Annotated in this window: 17 protein-coding genes; 11 read left to right on the forward strand and 6 right to left on the reverse strand. The window is 40.0% G+C overall.

The features are described 5' to 3' along the window. Nucleotides 1-10: 10 nt before the first annotated feature. Nucleotides 11-1,609 carry an Hsp70 family protein gene (locus tag QUB80_RS07335; RefSeq protein WP_289788850.1) on the forward strand — a complete coding sequence of 533 codons (1,599 nt, stop codon included), beginning with the start codon at nucleotides 11-13 and terminating at the stop codon, nucleotides 1,607-1,609. Nucleotides 1,610-1,729: 120 nt separating this feature from the next. Here the strand turns inward: QUB80_RS07335 and QUB80_RS07340 are convergent, their stop codons facing one another. Together QUB80_RS07340 and QUB80_RS07345 are read right to left on the reverse strand one after the other, a co-directional pair. Then, nucleotides 1,730-2,263: a L,D-transpeptidase gene (locus tag QUB80_RS07340; protein WP_289788851.1), complete on the reverse strand. Its 534-nt coding sequence runs from the start codon at nucleotides 2,261-2,263 to the stop codon at nucleotides 1,730-1,732. A 49-nt stretch (nucleotides 2,264-2,312) separates the two neighbouring features. Next, the gene (locus tag QUB80_RS07345) at nucleotides 2,313-2,825 is read right to left on the reverse strand and encodes a L,D-transpeptidase (RefSeq protein ID WP_289788852.1); all 513 of its coding nucleotides are present in this window, start codon (nucleotides 2,823-2,825) and stop codon (nucleotides 2,313-2,315) included. 276 nt (nucleotides 2,826-3,101) lie between these two features. On the opposite strand from QUB80_RS07345, the gene QUB80_RS07350 reads away from it, so the two are divergent. Next, the gene (locus QUB80_RS07350) at nucleotides 3,102-3,275 is read left to right on the forward strand and encodes a hypothetical protein (protein ID WP_289788853.1); all 174 of its coding nucleotides are present in this window, start codon (nucleotides 3,102-3,104) and stop codon (nucleotides 3,273-3,275) included. Nucleotides 3,276-3,377: 102 nt separating this feature from the next. Here the strand turns inward: QUB80_RS07350 and QUB80_RS07355 are convergent, their stop codons facing one another. Next, nucleotides 3,378-4,013 carry a bifunctional 4-hydroxy-2-oxoglutarate aldolase/2-dehydro-3-deoxy-phosphogluconate aldolase gene (locus tag QUB80_RS07355; protein WP_289788854.1) on the reverse strand — a complete coding sequence of 212 codons (636 nt, stop codon included), beginning with the start codon at nucleotides 4,011-4,013 and terminating at the stop codon, nucleotides 3,378-3,380. A 456-nt stretch (nucleotides 4,014-4,469) separates the two neighbouring features. Here QUB80_RS07355 and QUB80_RS07360 point away from each other — a divergent pair, with 456 nt between their 5' ends. The 3 genes from QUB80_RS07360 (at nucleotide 4,470) to QUB80_RS07370 (ending at nucleotide 7,639) form a co-directional block, all read left to right on the forward strand. Then, a complete protein-coding gene (locus QUB80_RS07360; RefSeq protein WP_289788855.1) occupies nucleotides 4,470-5,312 on the forward strand; it encodes a DUF2382 domain-containing protein in 843 nt (280 codons plus the stop codon). 297 nt (nucleotides 5,313-5,609) lie between these two features. Continuing rightward, the gene (locus QUB80_RS07365; protein WP_289788856.1) at nucleotides 5,610-6,512 is read left to right on the forward strand and encodes a DUF2382 domain-containing protein; all 903 of its coding nucleotides are present in this window, start codon (nucleotides 5,610-5,612) and stop codon (nucleotides 6,510-6,512) included. 260 nt (nucleotides 6,513-6,772) lie between these two features. After that, nucleotides 6,773-7,639 (forward strand): DUF2382 domain-containing protein, encoded by an 867-nt coding sequence (locus QUB80_RS07370; RefSeq protein ID WP_289788857.1) that lies wholly within the window; start codon nucleotides 6,773-6,775, stop codon nucleotides 7,637-7,639. Between the two features lie 97 nt (nucleotides 7,640-7,736). On the opposite strand, the gene QUB80_RS07375 is transcribed toward QUB80_RS07370, so the two are convergent. Then, entirely contained in the window at nucleotides 7,737-9,095 is a 1,359-nt protein-coding gene (locus QUB80_RS07375; protein WP_289788858.1) for a sensor histidine kinase, read from the reverse strand. A 619-nt stretch (nucleotides 9,096-9,714) separates the two neighbouring features. Here QUB80_RS07375 and QUB80_RS07380 point away from each other — a divergent pair. The 4 genes from QUB80_RS07380 (at nucleotide 9,715) to QUB80_RS07395 (ending at nucleotide 15,202) form a co-directional block, all read left to right on the forward strand. Further along, nucleotides 9,715-10,755, forward strand: a complete 1,041-nt coding sequence (locus QUB80_RS07380) for a permease (RefSeq protein WP_289788859.1) — start codon at nucleotides 9,715-9,717, stop codon at nucleotides 10,753-10,755. Nucleotides 10,756-10,808: 53 nt separating this feature from the next. Beyond that, nucleotides 10,809-11,582 (forward strand): TIGR03943 family putative permease subunit, encoded by a 774-nt coding sequence (locus QUB80_RS07385; protein ID WP_289788860.1) that lies wholly within the window; start codon nucleotides 10,809-10,811, stop codon nucleotides 11,580-11,582. Between the two features lie 138 nt (nucleotides 11,583-11,720). Next, on the forward strand, nucleotides 11,721-13,268 hold the full coding sequence (locus QUB80_RS07390; protein WP_289788861.1) for a TolB-like translocation protein: 1,548 nt from the start codon (nucleotides 11,721-11,723) through the stop codon (nucleotides 13,266-13,268). Between the two features lie 272 nt (nucleotides 13,269-13,540). Next, on the forward strand, nucleotides 13,541-15,202 hold the full coding sequence (locus QUB80_RS07395; RefSeq protein WP_289788862.1) for a hypothetical protein: 1,662 nt from the start codon (nucleotides 13,541-13,543) through the stop codon (nucleotides 15,200-15,202). Nucleotides 15,203-15,349: 147 nt separating this feature from the next. Here QUB80_RS07395 and QUB80_RS07400 read toward each other — a convergent pair whose 3' ends face one another. Continuing rightward, nucleotides 15,350-17,512, reverse strand: a complete 2,163-nt coding sequence (locus tag QUB80_RS07400) for an NAD(P)/FAD-dependent oxidoreductase (RefSeq protein WP_289788863.1) — start codon at nucleotides 17,510-17,512, stop codon at nucleotides 15,350-15,352. A gap of 159 nt (nucleotides 17,513-17,671) precedes the next feature. Here QUB80_RS07400 and QUB80_RS07405 point away from each other — a divergent pair, with 159 nt between their 5' ends. Then, on the forward strand, nucleotides 17,672-17,914 hold the full coding sequence (locus QUB80_RS07405) for a hypothetical protein (protein WP_289788864.1): 243 nt from the start codon (nucleotides 17,672-17,674) through the stop codon (nucleotides 17,912-17,914). A gap of 219 nt (nucleotides 17,915-18,133) precedes the next feature. Here QUB80_RS07405 and cimA read toward each other — a convergent pair whose 3' ends face one another. Then, on the reverse strand, nucleotides 18,134-19,771 hold the full coding sequence (gene cimA, locus QUB80_RS07410) for a citramalate synthase (RefSeq protein ID WP_289788865.1): 1,638 nt from the start codon (nucleotides 19,769-19,771) through the stop codon (nucleotides 18,134-18,136). A 427-nt stretch (nucleotides 19,772-20,198) separates the two neighbouring features. On the opposite strand from cimA, the gene QUB80_RS07415 reads away from it, so the two are divergent. Continuing rightward, entirely contained in the window at nucleotides 20,199-20,573 is a 375-nt protein-coding gene (locus tag QUB80_RS07415; protein ID WP_289788866.1) for a hypothetical protein, read from the forward strand. Nucleotides 20,574-20,633: the final 60 nt, after the last annotated feature.

Below are 20,633 nucleotides of genomic sequence, written 5' to 3' on the forward strand. Positions count from 1 at the left end.
AATTTAAGATATGGCGATCGCAATCGATTTTGGTACAAGCAATACAGTTATTGCTCGTTGGAATCCTGTTACCCAAGAACCAGAAACTCTCAATTTAGCTGGTTTATCAGTTCAACAAAGTCTCAATCCGCCCCTAATTCCCAGCTTGGTGTATGTAGAAGATGCCGCCAAAGCAAAAGTTTTGGTAGGGCAACAAGTACGCGATCGCGGTTTGGATTTAAAAAACGATCCGCGATTTTTCCGTACTTTCAAACGTGGTATTGGCACAGATATCCAAGGTTTTTTACCCGAATTAGATGGGCAAATAGTTACTTTTGAACAAGTCGGGCAATGGTTTCTCAACCGAGTGATTGAAGAATTAGCACCGATGCAAGGTGGTGTAGAATCTCTGATATTAACTGTACCCGTAGATAGTTTTGAAGCTTATCGTTACTGGTTGGGCAAAGTTTGTCAAGCACTACCTGTAGAGCAGGTGCGAATCCTGGATGAACCCACAGCCGCAGCTTTGGGTTACGGCATGGCAGACAAAGAAGTTTTGTTGGTGGTTGACTTTGGTGGTGGAACACTCGATTTATCCCTAGTCAGGTTGGATCGCAGCGTGCAAGTAGCTAGTAAACCCGTCGGATTTTTACTGAAATGGGGAAATAAATCTCTAGCTCAAACCTCTAAGCAAAAGGTAAAAACTGCCCGTGTGTTAGCAAAAGCCGGACAAAATTTGGGTGGTTCTGATATCGACAATTGGATAGTTGATTACTTTGCCCAAACTCAAGGTTTGACAGTCAGCCCCTTGACAATGCGGCTAGCAGAAAAAGTCAAAATTCAATTATCAAACCAAACCCAAGCCAGTGAAGTTTATTTCAATGATGAAACTTTTGAAAGTTATGAACTAGAATTAAATCGCGATACTTTGGAGAGTATCCTCAAAGAACACGCGTTTTTTGAGCGACTTGATGACTCAATGACTCAGCTGTTGCAGCAAGCACGACGTCAAGGCATCGAAGTAGCAGATATTAATGCTGTGCTTTTAGTTGGTGGTACCGTACAAATACCAGCAGTGCAGACATGGATCAAGCAATATTTTAAACCAGATAAAATTCGCTGTGAACGACCGTTTGAAGCGATCGCCCAAGGTGCCTTACAGATAGTTCAAGGTGTAGAAATCAAAGATTTTCTCTACCACAGCTACGGCATCCGCTATTGGGATAAGCGCAATTATCGTCACGGTTGGCATCCGATTATTAAAGAGGGGCAGCCTTACCCGATGACTCAGCCAGTAGAGTTAGTCTTGGGTGCTTCTTTAGAAAATCAGCCTAGCATTGAATTAATTATGGGCGAATTGGGAGCAGATACAGGCAGTACGGAAGTTTATTTTGATGGCGATCGCCTAATTACTCGCCGTCTTGATAGTGGTGTTACCACCGTTAAACCCCTAAATGATAAAGATGGAGCAAGAACAATTGCAAACCTTACACCACCAGGATTTCCGGGAAGCGATCGGATTAAAATTCGGTTTTTGGTTGACGATCAGCGCTTTTTGCGAATTACAGTCGAGGATTTATTGACGAATGAAACTCTACTGGAGAATCAACTGGTAGCGCAATTAAGTTAAGTTGAAGGCAGGGGGCAGAAGGAAAAAGTTTTTTTCATTCATGACGGCTACTTAGAAGATGAAAGATACAAATCCCCGACTTTTTTGAAAAGTCGGGGATCTTGTTTGTCACTTTACTCTCTACTTACGCACCACTACCAAAGTACCAATCTCAGCCCAATTGAAAATTTTGCGAGCTTCCTTTACTGGTAAATTGACACAACCGTGGCTAACGGGAGTACCAAATCGGTTATGCCAAAAAGCGCCATGAATAGCATAGCCCCGAAAAAAATACATAGTATAAGGAACATTAGGAATATCGTAGCCCGGCCCTCGCATTCTGGCAGAGCGATATTTAGTGCTAATGAGAAAGTTACCTTTTTTTGTAGGAGTTGAGCGCTTTCCAGTTGAAACTCTTATAGAATGAACAAGTTTATTGTCTTCCCATGCATATAAGCGTTGCTCGGATAAATCAATTACAATTTTCTTGCGGGGTTTTACTTGCTTTACTGTTTCGGGTTGACTGAAGTAGTCAGGGTTGAATGAGCGATAGGAAAAGTGAGACACAGAAATGCGGGAATTTAAAAGAGTAAAAGAAGTTCCCAATACCAATCCCGCAGACGCAAACAAAGCTCCTAACCAACCAACCCAACTGCTACCAACCAAGTTTGCCATTTGTGTATTACTTTCTAGCTTTAGTGCGATCGCAAACCAATATTCTCAACTATCGATGAACAACCACTGGTGTACCTATCGATGCCCAATCAAATAGCCATTTAGCGTGATTGGGTGCAACATTCACACAGCCGTGACTAACAGGTGTGCCAAATCTTCGATGCCAGTATGCTCCGTGAATAGCATAGTTTCCTTGATAAAACATCGTATATGGAACGTTAGGAACGTCATAATCTCTACCGCGCATCCGAGTTTTCCTGAGTTTAGTTTGGATTTGAAAAACACCAGTACGAGTGGGAGTAGATTTTTTACCTGTGGAGACAATGACTGCAAAAACAGGTTTTTTCCCTTCCCAAGCAATTAATTTTTGTTGTGACAGGTTGATTTGGATCCAGCGTTTTTCAGTTTCTTGGAGATTGGCGATCGCTTGTCTAATCACCTGAGGTTTAGATTGCGCCCATATCTCCTGTGAACTGGTGCCAAAAAGACTTATAGATAATGCCACACTAGCGAGGAGTGTTTTTGAGCAACGCACCCAATTCAGGGAAAGTAGATTTTTCATAACTGTTACACCAAAATGACAAATTTTTGGGAAAATTTGAGTTTTTTCGCTCAGATTTTGACTCGATTGCTGCAACAGGCATGAGTTTTCTCATCTCATCCTATAGCAGTTGTCCAGATTCATAATTGTCAAAATGCACAGAATGGCAAATAGGAGCAGCAGAGCCAGTCATACCAATTTTGGATTTTGGATTAAAAGTTTTCCTATGCCAATTTGGTATCATCCTTGTTTTATTCGTAGTTTGGAATCTTTAAAGTCGCTAAGTAGACGTCATGAATGAAAAAACTTTCTTTTTTTCTGCCACGCCACTTGCTACAACGGAGCGGAGCAGGAGTTGCTCCGCCTCCGGGGAACCTCCAAGGGCGCAGTGGCTCCTCTGTCTACTGCCTTCTGCCTTCTACTCAGCATGGTTTTCTCTCTATGAATGCATCAAGTACTCTTCATTCATAGAGTTCCCATTTTCAAGATCAAAAATAAAGCCCACAGGCTTCCAGCCTGGGGCTAGACAAATAAAATCCTTACAGGCTGCCTCCGCAGTCTTTATTTGTGTGGCTACACCCCCAGTGAAGCCATCAAGATTTTCGCCTGCCTAGAGATTCCTTGCCAATCTCCAACTTCTACAAACTGTTTGGGAAACAACTCACCACTTAAACCCACAGCGATCGCTCCCGCTTGTAAAAATTCTCTTGCATTTGCTAATGTGACGCCACCAGTAGGAATCAAAGGAATATGCCCTAATGGCCCTTGTAAACTTTTTATATACTTTGCCCCTCCTACTGCTTGCACGGGAAATACTTTGACACAGGTTGCGCCATAATGCCACGCGCTCACAATTTCGGTGGGAGAAAGCGCCCCTGGGATCATAGGTAGATTTTGCTCAAGCGCAACTTGAATCATAGCCCTGTCAACGTGAGGTGTGAATAGAAATTGCGCTCCGGCAGAAATTGCTTGATGCATATGTTGCAAATTTAACAGTGTTCCTGTGCCAATCAAACAATCAGGTAATTCTAAGCGGAGTTTACAGATTAACTCACCGGCATTGGCACTATTCCAAGTAATTTCGATTAAATGCATTCCCCCAGATGCTACAGCCAAAGCCATTTGGTGTCCAAGCTCTAGATTTGAAGCGCGAATCACAGCGATCACTCGGTATTTTTGCGCCAGGGTTAACCAAGGGTGATTTGACATTACTTAAGTGTGAATTTGAAAAAATCAGTGACTGAAAATCTACACCAAAATTAATGTGGCGAGATTAGAGTGTGTAAACAATAAATGCTTGAATCTTCTAATACCATTTCACTTTTTGAGTGATTCATATTCAACCCCTCCCAACCTCCCCTTAGTAAGGGGAGGTGCCGTAGGCGGTGGGGTACATCCATATCAGCCTTTTCGTGAATATAGTATAACCACAGATAGATTTTATTAATAAAAATGATTTTAATCAAAAAAAATAGTATCTAAGCGATTAATCGCGTCTGGAGGAGAGCTATTCGATTCAAACTCAAGAATATAGGATCTTGAGATATATAACTATGGAATACTGAGTAATTAAGGAATTTCACTCGCTAGCGAGAGGAAAACAAGCAAATGAATTTTTAAGCTAGTTAAGGTATGAAGTTCTTTAAAAAATTTGGTAATAGTTCTATGCCTCTCTACAAACTCGCAGACTTTGACCCTAACTACCGCGAAACTTTTAGTGGCGACGATATCCAAGGTTTGCCTCTCTATACTCAAGGAGGAAATAAAATTGGCACAGTCATTGATACATTAGTCGATGCAGATGGACGTTTTCGCTATTTAGTAATTGATAGTGAAGTAGATGTTACTAGCAAAAGAATATTACTACCAATCGGCCTTTCCCATATAGATTATAATGCCGGGCGCGTTACTGTAGATGGTCTGAGTAGAGAGCAAGTAATGCAGTTACCTGAATACAGAGACAACATGGTTGTTGATTACGATTATGAAGAACAGGTACGCAGAGCTTATCGTCCTTTAGGAACTAATCTCAATTATGATCGCGATTCTTATACTTATCAACAAGACGCAGATTTATACAATTTGAGTGAACAGAAACATCAAACTATTAAATTATATGAGGAACGGTTAATTGCTAACAAAAATCGTGTCAAAACTGGAGAGGTAGCTGTTGGCAAACACATAGAAACCGAAACTGCCCAAGTTTCCATACCTATTGAAAGAGAGCGAGTTGTAATTGAACGAGTTACTCCCACAGCAGGAGAAACAGTAGTTAATCCAAGCGAGCTTCAATTCCAAGAAGGAGAAGTAGCACGCATAGAAATTTATGAAGAAACACCTGAAATACATAAAGAAGCATTTGTACGTGAAGAAGTTCGTGTTAAAAAAGTAGTAGATAGAGATACTGTTGAAGCTCAAGAAACAATTCGTCGTGAAGAATTAGATATTAAGACCGAAGGTGATTTACCGATAGATGAGACTAATGCAAATAGAATTGACACAATTTAACCTTATTTGTTCTAATTAAGTAAGTAAAAAATTAGAACCTCTTTTCTATATTTCCTTTATTTATACAGGCAGATAAATTATTTATTTCTGCCTGTTTTTTATGATCAAATAACAGATAATTCATAGTTAATAAAACTATAATAATCATTAGATTTTATATAGACTATGCTGAAAATATCAAAGATATGCCAATAGATTATATCTATAAACAACTAACTCCTTCGTTAGAAAGATGGGTAAGTTTTAAGATTTGCTTAGTCTAGTATTAACAAGATAAAACCGTTTGGGAGAATCAGCATGGCTCTTTACAAACTCACAGATTTTGATCCCGATTATAAAGATAGCTTTGAAGGCAATGACATCAAAGGAATGGGTGTCTATGCACAAGGTAGTGATGAGAAGATTGGTACTGTTAGCGACGTCTTAGTAGACGAGAACGGCCGTTTCCGCTATATGGTAGTGGATATGGGCTTTTGGATTTTTGGTAAGAAAGTGTTATTACCAGTTGGACGTTCCCGCGTAGATCGTGCTGCTGATCGCGTATATGCCATTGGTATGACAAGAGAACAAGCAGACAATCTACCTGAATACGACGAGCTACAAACCGTTGATTACGACTACGAAGAACGGGTACGTGGTGTATATCGTACCTCTCCAGCAGTAGATAGATCCGCTCCTCTAGAAGCATCAGCCCCTCTTGAAAGTCCTACTGCATCTACAGCTTATACTTCTGCTGCTACTCCCACTTATGAGCGCGACAGCTACACATACGAGCGGGAACCATCTTTGTTTGAGATGAATGAGCAAAATCACCAAACTCTCAGACTATACGAAGAGCGGTTAATCGCCAACAAACAACGTCGTAAAGTTGGGGAAGTTGCTGTTGGTAAGCGCGTTGAAACTGAAACAGCACGAGTTGCAGTTCCAGTAGAGAAAGAGCGAGTAGTTGTTGAGCGCGTAACACCACAAGATGCAGGTAGAGCAGTTGCTCCCGGTGAAGCTAACTTCCGCGAAGGTGAAGTTGCTCGTGTGGATATCTACGAAGAAACTCCTGATATTCGCAAAGAAGCTGTAGTACGTGAAGAAGTCAGAGTTAGAAAAGAAGTAGAGCAAGATACTGTTGAGGCTCAAGAAACAGTTCGTCGGGAAGAATTGGATATCAACGCTCCTAATTTGCCGATAGACGAGCGTGATAGATAATAGAATCAGGCTGCTTTAGTTAGTAGTCTATAGCCCATTAAATATTCACTTTGGGCTATAGACTCAAAATCTTTCACCGATTTAAATTAGTACAAGTAGAGCGTAATTAACAGCTTTACTTGTACTACAAATAGTAATATACAAATATATATAGAACCTAGAAAGCTGTCTAAAAAAGTTTCAAAAGGAATTCGGAGGATTTTGAATGCTAAGTTATAACTTAAATACTTGATAAGTAAACATTTTATAAGATAAAGATTATGTTTTCTAACTCTACTACTCCCAATAAAGAACATATTAATACCTTGCTTAATAACTTAATTAGAAGAATCCGAAATTTTGCAGTATTAGATAAGCAAGGTAAACTTATAGGGAGGGTAAAAGATTTAATTCTTGATTTTCATCATCAACTGAATTTGATGGTTTCTCAAATTTATGAGCATCAAGAAGGAGATACAAAGCCTATACAAGAAAATCACCACTACTTTTTATTATCTAGTAAGCTAATTAAAAGAATCGACGTAGCTACAAAATCGGTGTTTCTAGACATAGAACAATCACAGTTAGAGCATATGCCAGAATATTACCAATCCGAAATAGCCGACGGTACTCAAAAGTTAGAGCAAGCTAATACTACTGAAATTATTCATTCACAGGTTCAAAACCCGACTTTAGATTCTGGAGTTTCAGAAAATATTACTGAAGAAGAGATTATTCGTTTGCTAGGTGAAAGAATAATTGTTGACCGAAACAAACGGAAAGTTGGTGATGTAATTGTTCGCAAAGAAATTGAAACTCGCATAGTACAAATTCCAGTTAGATACGAAAAGCTTATTGTTGAACAAGTAAGCCCCGAACATAAACAACTCGCTGAGATTAATTTAAGTCAAGAGGAACTTTCAAGTGTTGAATTAACAGAGTTAGAGCAAGCAACTGTTAGCATTCTTGATGGTAATTTGACTGTGAGTGGTGATTTTAATTCGCCCAAAATTGCTAGTTTACTTTTAAATGCGATCGCCTTGGAAAAAAATCATGGTTGCAAGAAAGTAAGAGTAACTATTTCTGTTGAAGATGAGGAAAACAGACAAAAATATCAGGAATGGTTTGAACGTACATCAATTAGGTAAGGGGAAAGGTGACAGGGGACAGGGAGTAGTTCTCGTTACCAGGTTAAATTCCTCTTCTTCCTAGTCCCTAATCGCCAGTACCCAGTACCTTTTGACCTCATACCAAAGGTAATAAAATTTCAAATTCAGTGCCTATACCAACTTCTGAGCGTAAATTAAATTTACCGCCATGTCTTGCTGTGACAATTCTATAACTTACTGCTAAACTAGTTTCTTTATCAGCCCTTTTTTCTACAGAAAAAGATTCAATTATTTGCTGTTGAAACTCTTTGGACATACCAGGGCCATTATCAGTGATACGAATTGAAACCCAGCGAGAATCGGGTATTTGTGAGTTATGAGATGGTTGAGAAATAACTGATGTTTTAATTTCAATGCGAGGAGTTTCAACTTTTCCATCTGGAGCCTGATTAAGTTGAAGCCTTACTGCTTCATCAAGTAAAACATCTACAGCTTGGCTCAAAATATTCATAAAAACTTGGTGAAGTTGACCAACAAAACAATATACAGGTGGAAGATGACCATAGTTTGTAATAACTTGAATTTCTTTTTTAATCCGGCTATTTATTAGTAGTAAAATATTATCTATACATCTGTGTAAATCTGCTGGCTTGGGATAAACTTCATCGATATGACAAAAATTTTGTAAACTGGTGACAAGTTTTTTTAATCTTTCTGCACCAGTATATATACTAGTAAGTACTTTTGATAGATCTTGTTCAATAAAATCAAATTCAATCTCCTCTTTAAAATGAATAATTTCTTTAGTAGGTTCAGGAGATGTTTTTTCATAAACTGCTATTAATTTAAGCAGATCTTGGCTGTATTTGGATATATAAGTTAAGTTACCCCAAATAAATCCTACCGGATCTAAAATTTCATGGGCAATTCCATCTACTAATCGCCCTAGACTTGCCATCTTATCATTCTGAATCATTTGGACTTGGCTGCGTTCATAACGTACCTGAGTTTCTATGCCTCGAATTTGCCAGCAAGCAATATTTAATTCCTGCACATCTAATAAAAAGTAAATATCAGATTCTGTTTTTACAACTACTGGTTCTGCCATCAATTCAGGCGATCGCCTCATTGCTAATTGCATAGCTGCCAAAATCGATGTACTATCAGCAAGCAATAGAACTGGTGTACGCACATAGCTGTAAAAAATAGCTAGTGGTTGCTGAAAAAATAACTCTTGCCCGTAAGGACGAATAAATAATTCCAGCAATCTCCGCCGCGAAATCATGCCAATGTAATTTCCCTCTTCTACTAAAACTACTCCCGGCAAAAGTGGGTATTTTTCAAATACTCTCGCCACCTCTGCTGCTGTGGTGCTAGTTTCCACTTGAAATTTATAAAGCTGTAATTCCTGGAGAGTAGATTGTAAATTTAGATCGCGATCGCTACCACCAGACAAAAATGGTGGTGATATATCTGGACGAAACTTTTGTGTCATTGAGCACCCTATTTCTTAATAATCTTGACAAACAATAAGCTAACATTTTAGCCTCTGTCTCTATTGATTATTGAAAAATAGAGAATCATGAATTAAAATACCTAAGTATTATTACTTAACAAGTAGTACATTTTTTACTAGAAAGTGTAAATATTTGATTTTGGGTAATTAATCTTAATTATTGTTTACACTTAAGAAAATTCAATACTAATTTGTAATTATTAATACAAATATTATTCCACCTACTATGATTTTTTCCATTTTGGTATTGCAGTTTGAAAATTTTTGTAGTGAAAACTCAAAACATTTCAGATTGAGTAACTTTAAGATAAATATAAGAAAAAGTAATCAATATAGAAGAGGTACTAAAGTCTGAAATAGGAACCATTTTTGAACTTTCGCTATCTATGTATAAGATTCATTGATAAATATAGCTGAATTAAAATAAAGTATCCATGATTAGTAGTGGTTTGCAAGCTTTTAATGGTTATCTGACAAACCGAGTATTTACCGATAGTTTAATGGAACTTTAATTATCTGCACTTGTTTACGATCTCCATTCCGATAGAATGACTTGGCAGAACCTTAAAATTCAAAACCGCTTTTGACAGCGACGCCCATGAATCAATTTAACAATGGTTTTACGCTATTTCTGAGTCTGCTAGTCGAGGCGATGCCTTTTCTACTGCTAGGAGTGTTTTTCTCCAGTTTGCTGCTATTTTTTGTTGATGAGCGCAAATTGGCAGACAAAATGCCAAAGAACCCACTTATGGGTGCATTAGTTGGCAGTATGGTAGGCTTTTTGTTCCCTGTATGCGAGTGTGGTAACGTGCCAGTAGCACGGCGGTTATTGATACAGGGAGTGCCGACTCCAGTGGCAATTGGCTTTTTGCTAGCAGCACCCACAATTAACCCAATTGTCATATGGGCAACTTGGACAGCATTTCACGATCAGCCAGAAATAGTAGTATTACGTGTAGTGTTTTCCCTATTAATCGCCACTATTGTTGCCTTTGTCTTTAGCTTTCAAAAAGACTTAACTCCTTTTGTTCAACCAACGATCGCGCGTTATTTAAAATTTAACCCAGCCTTAAGAACACAATCACAACGTGGCTCTAAAAATTATCAAATGCAGCAGCAAGTAGGCACATCTGCCCTATTACAGTCAGGCACATATCTATTGGGAGCAGGGCAAACCGTGCGTTTAGAAACTGCTGCTGAAGCCACAGCTTCTAGTTACGATAAACCCTTAGCAGCGAAACTTCGCCTAGTAATGGAAAATACTATTCAAGAACTGCGGGAGTTAGGGGGAGTACTAGTAATCGGTAGTGCGATCGCAGCGGCTATTCAAGTGCTAGCCCCCCGTGAGTTAATTCTCAGTCTAGGTGCAGGGCCAGTTAGTTCTATTACAGCTATGTTGGTATTAGCAGCAGTAGTATCAATTTGTTCTACCGTCGATTCCTTTTTTGCTCTGTCATTTGCCTCAACCTTTACCAGTGGTTCCCTATTAGCATTTCTGGTATTTGGCCCAATGATTGATATTAAAGCTGTTGGTCTTTTGTTATCAATATTTAAACCCCAAGCTATCTTTTACTTATTTGCTTTACCAGCACTATTGACATTCTTGTTCACTCTTACACTTAATTTGTACATCTTTTAACTTGTCCTTCGTTTTTTGTTCGTTTTTGACTAGTGACAAAAAACAAATAACCAATGACTAATAATCAGAATCGTAAAAATAGAATTATTAACAGGTTACTTTCCTGGCTAGATGTTTTCGCCATTACAGCCTGGGGTGTTTTACTGTTGAAATATTGGTTAACTAACAAGCTGAATTTGTTGATTCATCCAAATTTTTTTGGCTTAGTAATAGTAGCTGCTTTATGCTTACTAATAATCAGTATTTTCCGAGCCAAAGAACTATTACTCCTGTCTCGTCGAGAAGCAAGTACTAATGTCCAACATATAACTTTGTTTCCGCCAGGCTGGGGTAGTGCTTTCCTATTAACATCAGCTATTTTGGGCTTCATAATTACACCCCAAGTATTTGCTAGTGACAAAGCACTGCAAAGAGATTTGAGTGAGTTATTAGGTTCAACCCGCGTCAAACCCCAAGCGTTTCGTGCTGCTGTTCCTCCTGAAGAGCGATCGCTAGTAGATTGGGTGCGAATGCTGAATGTTTATCCAGAACCAGATAGATATCAAGGTAATAGAGTTAAGGTACAGGGATTTGTAATTCACCCACCACAGCTTGGAGAAGAACATTTATTATTAGCACGATTTGTTTTGACTTGTTGTGCAGCAGATGCTTATCCCGTAGGATTACCTGTCAAATTGTCAGAAAATCGCGAACAATACCCCCCTGATACTTGGTTGGAAGTAGAAGGACAAATGGCTACAGAAACACTAGCAGGTAAACGTCAACTGACAATTGTTGCTAACTCGCTCAAAAAAATTCCTCAACCTAAAAATCCCTATAGTTATTAGTTATTAGTTAGTGGTAAAGAAACTATTAACTACTGTACGGGCGGGTTTTGTAGAGTCACTTTCGGTTCCAACCGACAACTTATCTTCATAAACCCGCCCCTACTATCGACTAACTACTATCAATCAACCTATTTGCCAATGACTACTAAAAAAGCATTTTTCCAACCTCTAGATCGGGTGGCGATCGCCCTGATGTTGCTGTTAATTTTGCTCATTGGGCTATTAATATTGCAAGGTGATGCAGTTAAAGCTAATGTCAGAGAATTTACTTGGAAGCATATTCACTTAGAAGAAAGAGACATATCAACGAATGATACTTCCCAAGATAAAAAAATTGGGGCAGAATATAAAACTTTTATCCTCACCTTTAGCCGTCCGATGGACACTAAAAGCGTAGAGGAAAATTTGAAAATTGAGCCTCCGCTAGCAGGTACAATCAGTTGGGCTGGGCGACGTATGGGTTATACCTTCATTACCCCAGCACCCTATGGAACAACTTATAAAGTACAGCTAAAAGACGCGAAGGATAAATTTGCTGCTCAAGGTGGAAAAAAAAGTGTGATGCAACCTTTTAGCACCACTTTTAGCACCCGCGATCGCATTCTTCTTTATATCGGAGCAGAGCAAGAAGATCAAGGCAGATTAGTTCTCTACAACTTGACACAAGAGCAAAAAAAGATACTTACTCCCAAAGACTTGGTTGTATTGGACTTTCAGCCATTTCCAGATGGAGAGAAAATTTTATTTTCTGCTCGCCCTGCTAACAACCAAGATATATTGTCGGCTCAATTATATAAAGTAACTACTGGTTTTGCTGCACCACATCATCAAAATGCAGAATCCGCCAGTAAAGTTGATTTAATTTTAGATAATAAAGAATATCAAAACTTAAAATTTGACTTATCACCCGATGGACAAACTATTGTTGTTCAACGGGGAAATAAAAATAATCCTAACGACTTTGGCTTGTGGTTTATTCCAGCAAATGGAGACAATTCTGTAAAAAATGCCCCGCAACGCTTGCAAAGCCAACCGGGAGGAGACTTTATGATTACACCAGATAGTAAAGCTGTAGCAGTTGCTCAAGGGCAGGGAACAGCAATTTTACCCCTCCAGGCAGATGGTACAAAACCCCTAGATTTTTTCCCGCAGTTTGGATTAGTACAAGCTTTTTCACCGGATGGTTCCCAAGCTGCAATGGTTAAGTTTAATACAGATTATACGCGAGACTTGTTTTTAGTAACCAACCAAGGTGTCCAGAAAAAACTGTTAACTACCAAAGGTTCAATAGTCAACTGCCAATTTGATACGGCTTCTCCAACTCTTTACTGTTTGCTCACACAGCTACTACCAGGAGAATATTATCAAGAACAGCCATATTTAGTAGCAATCGATCTCAAAACAGGCAAGCAGAAACCGTTGTTAGTACTACCGCCCGATCAGCGAAACGTGAAAATGAGTTTATCTCCTGATGGTTTGGGGCTATTATTTGACCAAGTAGTGCCGCAGACAACTCCTGTGACATCACCAGATGCCCAAGTGCTAACCACAGAGGATGGGGAAGTAATTACTACCAGTAGCTTGTGGTTAATGCCCCTACTACCTATGATCGATACTCAGGAGGCTACAGAATTGAAACCAGAACAACTTCCTTTAGTTGGATTTCATCCCCGTTGGCTTCCTTAATAATTGAGAATAGTGATTATTCGCTGATTCTCCTAATCACCCACATTTTGGAATTAGCACTTGTGAAATAATCAAAAATGGCAGGACTGTCAAATTTTGTTTTTTTGCTGGTCGTGGTGAGAGAAAGTTATAACTAATTTAATTAAGATAACTCTTACTGGGGAGCAGGCGAACTTGCCTTCTAAAGTAGATTTTGACAACAAAGCACTGACAACTCAGTCGTGCTCTTGGATTCTCCAATCAATTAGTTTGAAGCTGGTGGGTGAACAGTGATGAATGAAGCAGACACCCCAAATAACGGGAATTTTCTTAAACCCCTAAATCCTGCCAATGTGGCACAATCGCAACAAACCAATTGTCCTTTTGATTTCGTTGGGCATCCTACAAACAAGACAATATCGTACTTACCACTGCTAGCACCAGCACAAGAGCAGCAATCTCAAGCAGAGGTAGTTGACGAGTCGGAATCTGATCGCTCGTCTACAACCGAAGAATTACTTCCACACCCTAGCTCTTTATCTGTTGTAGACACACACATAGCGAGCGATCGCGTCTTGGAATTAAATCAACTGCCATTTGAGCAGATAGAATCTGAGCAAGATTGGGTTGCCGAACCCGATCAACAACAACAAGAACTAGTAGGTGCCGAATTTCAGCAACTGCTAGCATTGAATGAGGAATTACGTTCTGCCAACAATGAATTGTACGAACAAGTAGAACATTTGAAAGCAGCCTTAGCTGAGTCAGAAGAAACTTTGCAGTTACAGACAAAGCGTTCAACTATTGCAGAAACAATGCTCAAGCAACAAGCTCAAGAACTTGCTGCCACCCAAGAGCAAATTAAGTCGCTGTTTCAGCAATTAGAAACTGCCGTCTCTACAGTTCAAACTCAAGAAATTTTCATTGAAAGTTGCAAAGGGCAGCTAGAAATTAGTCAAAATCGCCTTGCTCAACTAGAGCGGGAATGTGCCTTACTTCAAACTAAACATAACGAACAGTCTCACCAGCTATTACAATCAGAAAATTCTTGTCGAGAGTTGCGTTCTCGGCTAATGCGGCAGCAACGCCAAACCCTACAATTTAAAGCAGCTTTGGAAAAGTGTTTAGACACAACAGTCCCAAGTTATGATTCACTAGAGGATAATGCTCAAAGCAGTGTAAGTAATAGACACACCACCCACTCTAAGCAAGCTAACTCTATTTTCTCCAATCAAAGACCGATTCGACCTTGGTCAGCAGAATCAGAATCATTTGAGGATGAACCAAACAAAGTATGGCAGGAATTGAACTCACCAACCCATCAATGGGAAAATCCTACCACTTCTATTCCGTCATCAGCTAAAGATAAATCTATTCAGGAAAATCCTACTCCCATTCAATCATCAGCTACAGATAAATTAGGTGATCAAGCTCCGCTTGCAGCGAACCAACCAAATATTGAGCCAGAAATCAATAGTTCTCATCCATCAGCAACAGCCTCATCTTCAGAGCAGCCAAACCTAGAAGAACAACTAAATAACCTATTCCAAACATTTTTTACTGCTCAACCTGCATCTACTTCACCACAGCCTATGGCAGCAGAAGGTGTAGAAGTAGATGTGGAAAAGAGTGATGAAGTTTTGGCACAAACAGAAAGTTTTGCTACACCCTGTGATGATGCTGAAGAATCAGTAAATAATAACATTACCAGCCCTGACACTAATTCTGAAGACGATCTGGATGATTGGATAGAAACTTCACAGTTGTTTCCCCAAGATTCACCAGAAACATCTGTGCCTCAACAACCAATGACTGACGACTCCACCCATTCTCATTCACCTTCTCCATTACTTTATCCCCAACGTCCACCCAAAGGGCGAAAGTCTTTGGCATCAGTGGAACTGCCGAATTTTCGCCCAAATAATGAGAAGTCAGAAGGCAGAAGGCAGCAGTAGACACACCAGACTTTTTCGCCGTTAGGCGTCGTTTAGCTAGCACAAGAGAAACCCTATAAAAGAGTTTAGGGGTTTCAACTTTTAATTTTATGTTTTGAAAAAATAATGAATCTGATTGCCCTTATTGTTGTGTTGATCAACTCTTACTTAATTAACAATTGACTTTTGAAGTTTTGGTTCGGTACTAATTGGTACTACTTTGCAATCAGGGTGACCTTTACCTGCAAATAGACTATAGTTGATTGCTAATAGTTGCAACCACAATGCTGGATAACGAGATTCCAGCCAAGGGCGGAATTTGCGCAGTAAATTTGGCAACCATCCACTGAACAGGCTAATAGCTAGAGAATGACGAGTAAAGTCAAAATAGTTACTTGTCCACCTCAGTAAATCCTTAGCTCCAGCTAATTCCCAAATCCATAGTAGTAAAGCGGGGTTTTTGCGAGCTGCTTTCAGTGCCAGGCGATTAAAAGTCAACCAATCAAATCTATCTTTAATAAAATCATCTGCGACTTTTTGTGATTCGTCTGCTAATAATCCAAAAAAGTTATTGAGCATAGCATTGATGCGCTCTGGGGGTAAATTTTTTCCAGTTGGAACCATCATGCCTTTAGAAAACATCCAAGTCACAGCAATATTATTTTGAAAAGCCCGAATTCGGTTGAGGTGTCGTACAGAAAGTAGGTTGTGTTTGAGGGCAACATCCAAAAGAGTGGTGAGGCGTTCTAAATTGCGAACTAGGGAACCAAAACCTGTGAAAACTAGGGGAGACTGGAGTGATGCTGCATCACCAATGGCAATTAACCTATCGAATGCAACTGTGCGATCGCGACTATCAACACTAAAATGTCCTGGAATATAACCAAATGTCGCCTTTTTCCACACCAATTTGTCTACATCGCAGCGCCGATACTCAGGCAAAATTGTGAAAAAGTCTTCGTACATTTCCAATAGGGAACCGGGATTTTTGGAATTGACTTCATGATAGTGAAACAAATAAATTGTTAATTCTTGATCTGCTCCTGGGAATAATTCCCAAATTAGCTGTCTACCCCTAGAAATATCACCGTGACTATTTAAAACATCCCCGTACTGAGAATCCCACACTCCTGGTTCAAATCCACGCTCAATTACCGCCCCCACCGTCGGACAAACACTGTCAAAAGCACGACCTCCATTTAACTGCCAGGCGATTGGCGAGGCAGTTCCCATCGCATCTACCAGCACTCGTCCACTAACTTGCTTACTTAAGCGATCGCTTAAGTTTTGAACGGTGACAATAACTTCCGAGGTATAAATATCAGCTTTAATAAACTCTGTTTCATCCCAAATTTCACCACCTGCTAATCGTAGCTTTTGTCCACATAGAAGTAGTAATTTCTCGGAATCTAAACCTAAATTTAAGACTGTGGGAGTGTGCAATATGGGTGCTTTGAGGTTTTGGGGAACATAAGCATCAAAAAATTTATTAAATCCGTCTTTGTACTCCCGCGCAATAATCGATTCGACTTCGGCAGGAGTAAGCAAACCCAAGTTGATCAAGCTTTGAATTTCATCGCGGGAAATATTCCATTCCCGATTCATCCGCCCAAAAGGTAATCGTTCCACTAGTAAAACTTTATAACCAAGTTTTGCCATTACTGCTGCATGGATCACACCCAGGGCGCCACCGATGTAAATGAGATCGTATTGGAAATTGGGGATTGATGATTGGGTATCGGGAAAGTTTTTCTCCCCTGCACCTCTGCTCCCCTGCACTTCTGCTTCTTTCCTATTCCCTAACTCCCTATCCCCATGATGAGAAAACACCACCTGCCGTGGCTTCTGGGGATTACGCACACCTTGACGCCAGCGTTGCTCCCACCAGTAAACTCGCTTGAGATCGTATTCTCCATTTGGTATTTTCTGAAAGTACTTGACAGTCAACGGGTAATGGGGGGCTAGTGCCTCGAAAATAGATTGCTTAGACAAATCAATTGCTGGTGGTTCGGGGTAGTGATGCGGAAAGCGATTTCTGATGTCAGTAGTCAGGCGTTTGAGGATTTGTTTTTCTTGAGGTAAGGGTTGACTTGACCAACGAAACACTTTTAAATAAGTTGTTCGCTGCACTGACCAGACAAAAACAGAAAGTTCGCTGGGCAGGTTTTCCGAAATACTCCCTTCACTCGCTGTATTTCCAATCATTCTCAGACGAAAGCCATCTGGTGTCAGGATTTTTTCCCCTGTTCCTGGTTCAAATTTAGCTTGCAGCCATTTGCATACAGCTGATGTATCAGGGACAGGAATTTCTAGGTAAAGTATCTCTTTCATGTTTTTTCTCATCTCCGACAAAGATATTCACTAAGACAGATTAAAAAGAGGGCAAATTTACGCTAAAATGCGCCCTAATTATTGAATGAAAATTCGGTAAAGAAATTTTAAAAGTTTATCAAAATAATTGTTCATTTTTTATCTCTGTAAACTTCCGCCATGAATTATCCCATTCCAGATAGCACTCAAGAAATCATTGCCTTACGGCAAAAGCCAGTAGATGAAGAATTAGTTGCTATGGCGATCGCTGGTGTAGTCAAAATTGTTCGCGCTCAAGGACAATCCTTAGACGAGTTAACTGCTCAAGTATTAGCAGAAGACAGTGTGCTAGATCGGCAGCAACGACGCTGGCTAAGTCAAGTAGTTGCTCAAGCTTGGAAAAGTTTCTCTGAGAGTGCTTAATGAAGGCACAGCATCAAGATTAAGAATTTTCTGCCACTGTGCCATAAGGTAGTTAAAAATTCGCAAAAAGTTGCCAATCACCCTACGTGGTGTGAGAGTCTAAATCGTAATATATATGGGATTAGCACTTGAACTAGTCAAATTTTAACTTCAGCGATAATTTTGTTGATTGTACAAACCCCCGATTTTAGTCTAGGTAAGCAATCCAAAATCCAAAATCTAAAATCCAAAATCGGATGACGCCCTCATAATCGCTTCAGCCTGTTCAGCTTGTGAATGTAGCAACAAACCGTATTCTAGTCCTTCTACTACTGCTTGATAGGAAGCCGCCAGAATATTTGGGGAAACTCCAACAGTCGTCCAACGTTGGTGACTATTACCAGACTCAACCATGACGCGGGTTTTGGCTGATGTACCCGTATGCCCGTTAAGAATTCGCACTTTATAATCTGTTAGTTCAAAAGCAGCTATTTGGGGATAGAAATTCACTAAAGCTTTGCGTAAAGCTGCATCCAAAGCTGCAACTGGGCCGTTTCCTTCGGCTGCTTCTAAAATATCCTTACCATTGACAGCAACTTTAACAGTAGCAAGAGAGCTTGTGGTTTCTTCTTCCTGCACCAAATCACAGTGAACCTGAAAGCCCTTGATTTCAAAAAATTGCTGACGGTTTCCTAAGGCTTGGCGCATCAACAACTCAAAACTTGCCTCAGCCGCTTCAAATTGGTATCCTTCACTCTCCAATTCCTTTAAACGTTCAAGAATTCGCTGTGTTGTCGGGTTGTGCTTGTCTAATTGAATCCCAAAACAGCGAGCTTTCGCCAAGACATTGCTAACTCCAGACTGTTCAGAAATGACGATGCGACGACGGTTTCCTACTTGTTCTGGTTGAATATGTTCATAAGTCAGGGGATTGCGTTCCACTGCTGATACATGGATGCCACCTTTGTGAGCAAATGCTGATCTACCAATAAATGGTGCGTGTTCGTCAGGAGCAAGATTTACGACTTCACTGACAAAGCGGCTAGTGTCAGTTAGTTGGAGAAGCTGGTTTTCTTCTATACATTCGTAACCAAGTTTTAACTGCAAGTTGGGAATTAACGAACAAAGATTAGCATTGCCGCAACGTTCGCCGTATCCATTTATAGTACCTTGTACCATTTTTGCTCCTGCCATAACTGCTGCTAGAGCATTGGCAACAGCTGTATCAGAATCATTATGAGTGTGAATTCCGATTTGAATATCGCAAGACATTGCCTTGATGACATCTGTAATGATTTGCGTAATTTCATGGGGTAAAGCGCCGCCATTTGTATCACATAAGACAACCCATTCTACACCAGCAGCGATCGCTGTCTCTAAAGTTTGCAGAGCATAACTGGGATTTTGTTTATAACCATCAAACCAGTGTTCCGCATCGTAGATAATGCGACGTCCTTGAGCACGCAAATACTCAATAGTATCGCGGATCATCGCCAAATTTTCTGCTAAAGTAGTCTTGAGTCCTTCTGTGACGTGTAAATCCCAAGACTTACCAAATATAGTTACCCAATGGGTACCAGCAGCAAGGATTGCTTGCAGCATTGGTTCGGATGCCGCAATTTTATGGGGACGGCGAGTCGAGCAAAAAGCTACAACTTCAGCTTGCTGGAGTGGTTCTTCTTGTAACTGCCAAAAAAATTGTACATCTTTGGGATTTGCCCCCGGCCAACCACCTTCTATGAAAGGAATACCCAGTTGATCCAGCCTCCTAGCTATGCGTAGCTTATCTTCAATTGATACTGATAAGCCTTCACGCTGAGTGCCGTCTCGTAAAGTGGTGTCGTAGATCCAAATTTGGGGCGAAGAATTTACGGTCATAAAACTGTGACTTGAAAGACAACTTTAAGACAATGTGTCAATATCCAAAAAACAGCCAGTTTAGTCATCCAAGATGCTCAAGATACTAGCTCAAGAAAATAAAATTGAGTGCTTGCGCGGAGACAATGTGAAGAAAATTTTGCTGCAAAATAGTATTGACCTCTACAATAGCGGTGCTAAGGTAATTAACAATCAGGGATCAGCATTTGCTGTGTACAATTCGACGTTTCAAAAGTCAAGCAAAGGAAAACAGCATATTGGCGCTGGCATAAGCAGCGCTCCCTACCTCCTCATTCTCCTACAATAAACCTGTGTTGAACTAATCAAACTCAGGTTATAGGGAGTTTGCCACTTATTTACAAAGTTTGATGGATGTTTGGAGCGTAGGTCTTTAACTAGTCTGGATACTAAAAGGAGAAAAACTAACATGGGTAGATGGACACCACTGATTTTGATGGCTGGAGGTTTAGCAATTTTATTAGGTACCTTGCTGGGCATTAACTTTCCAATGGGTGGACAAAACACCGCTCAAGCTCCGGGAAATGGAGGTAAAACATCGCGAGTTTTGCCTGCTAATATCAATGTTAATAGTACGGCAGCTGGTACTGCTTCTGAAAATAACACCAGGAGTAATGCATCACAGAGTAATACTGCTGATGACACAGTAACTGAAACCACAACTGCTCAAAATACAACTGAAACCACAACTGCTCAAAATACAACTGACTCAGTTAACACTACAGACGACACTCAATCCAACAATTCAAACCAAAGCAGCGAACCAATTCCAGCTTTATGGTAGCGCTTACCATTCATTGGTTAGCACTTATGAGTTACCTGTTATGAGTGATGAGTTAGGAGT

This window comes from Chlorogloeopsis sp. ULAP01 (assembly GCF_030381805.1).
Classification (GTDB): Bacteria; Cyanobacteriota; Cyanobacteriia; order Cyanobacteriales; family Nostocaceae; genus Chlorogloeopsis.

What these genes read in the sequence shown, in the direction of transcription:
- QUB80_RS07335 (WP_289788850.1), top strand. Translation starts at nt 11, where the DNA reads ATGGCGATCGCAATCGATTTTGGTACAAGCAATACAGTTATTGCTCGT.
- QUB80_RS07340 (WP_289788851.1), bottom strand. Translation starts at nt 2,263, where the DNA reads ATGGCAAACTTGGTTGGTAGCAGTTGGGTTGGTTGGTTAGGAGCTTTG.
- QUB80_RS07345 (WP_289788852.1), bottom strand. Translation starts at nt 2,825, where the DNA reads ATGAAAAATCTACTTTCCCTGAATTGGGTGCGTTGCTCAAAAACACTC.
- QUB80_RS07350 (WP_289788853.1), top strand. Translation starts at nt 3,102, where the DNA reads ATGAAAAAACTTTCTTTTTTTCTGCCACGCCACTTGCTACAACGGAGC.
- QUB80_RS07355 (WP_289788854.1), bottom strand. Translation starts at nt 4,013, where the DNA reads ATGTCAAATCACCCTTGGTTAACCCTGGCGCAAAAATACCGAGTGATC.
- QUB80_RS07360 (WP_289788855.1), top strand. Translation starts at nt 4,470, where the DNA reads ATGCCTCTCTACAAACTCGCAGACTTTGACCCTAACTACCGCGAAACT.
- QUB80_RS07365 (WP_289788856.1), top strand. Translation starts at nt 5,610, where the DNA reads ATGGCTCTTTACAAACTCACAGATTTTGATCCCGATTATAAAGATAGC.
- QUB80_RS07370 (WP_289788857.1), top strand. Translation starts at nt 6,773, where the DNA reads ATGTTTTCTAACTCTACTACTCCCAATAAAGAACATATTAATACCTTG.
- QUB80_RS07375 (WP_289788858.1), bottom strand. Translation starts at nt 9,095, where the DNA reads ATGACACAAAAGTTTCGTCCAGATATATCACCACCATTTTTGTCTGGT.
- QUB80_RS07380 (WP_289788859.1), top strand. Translation starts at nt 9,715, where the DNA reads ATGAATCAATTTAACAATGGTTTTACGCTATTTCTGAGTCTGCTAGTC.
- QUB80_RS07385 (WP_289788860.1), top strand. Translation starts at nt 10,809, where the DNA reads ATGACTAATAATCAGAATCGTAAAAATAGAATTATTAACAGGTTACTT.
- QUB80_RS07390 (WP_289788861.1), top strand. Translation starts at nt 11,721, where the DNA reads ATGACTACTAAAAAAGCATTTTTCCAACCTCTAGATCGGGTGGCGATC.
- QUB80_RS07395 (WP_289788862.1), top strand. Translation starts at nt 13,541, where the DNA reads ATGAATGAAGCAGACACCCCAAATAACGGGAATTTTCTTAAACCCCTA.
- QUB80_RS07400 (WP_289788863.1), bottom strand. Translation starts at nt 17,512, where the DNA reads ATGAAAGAGATACTTTACCTAGAAATTCCTGTCCCTGATACATCAGCT.
- QUB80_RS07405 (WP_289788864.1), top strand. Translation starts at nt 17,672, where the DNA reads ATGAATTATCCCATTCCAGATAGCACTCAAGAAATCATTGCCTTACGG.
- cimA (WP_289788865.1), bottom strand. Translation starts at nt 19,771, where the DNA reads ATGACCGTAAATTCTTCGCCCCAAATTTGGATCTACGACACCACTTTA.
- QUB80_RS07415 (WP_289788866.1), top strand. Translation starts at nt 20,199, where the DNA reads ATGGGTAGATGGACACCACTGATTTTGATGGCTGGAGGTTTAGCAATT.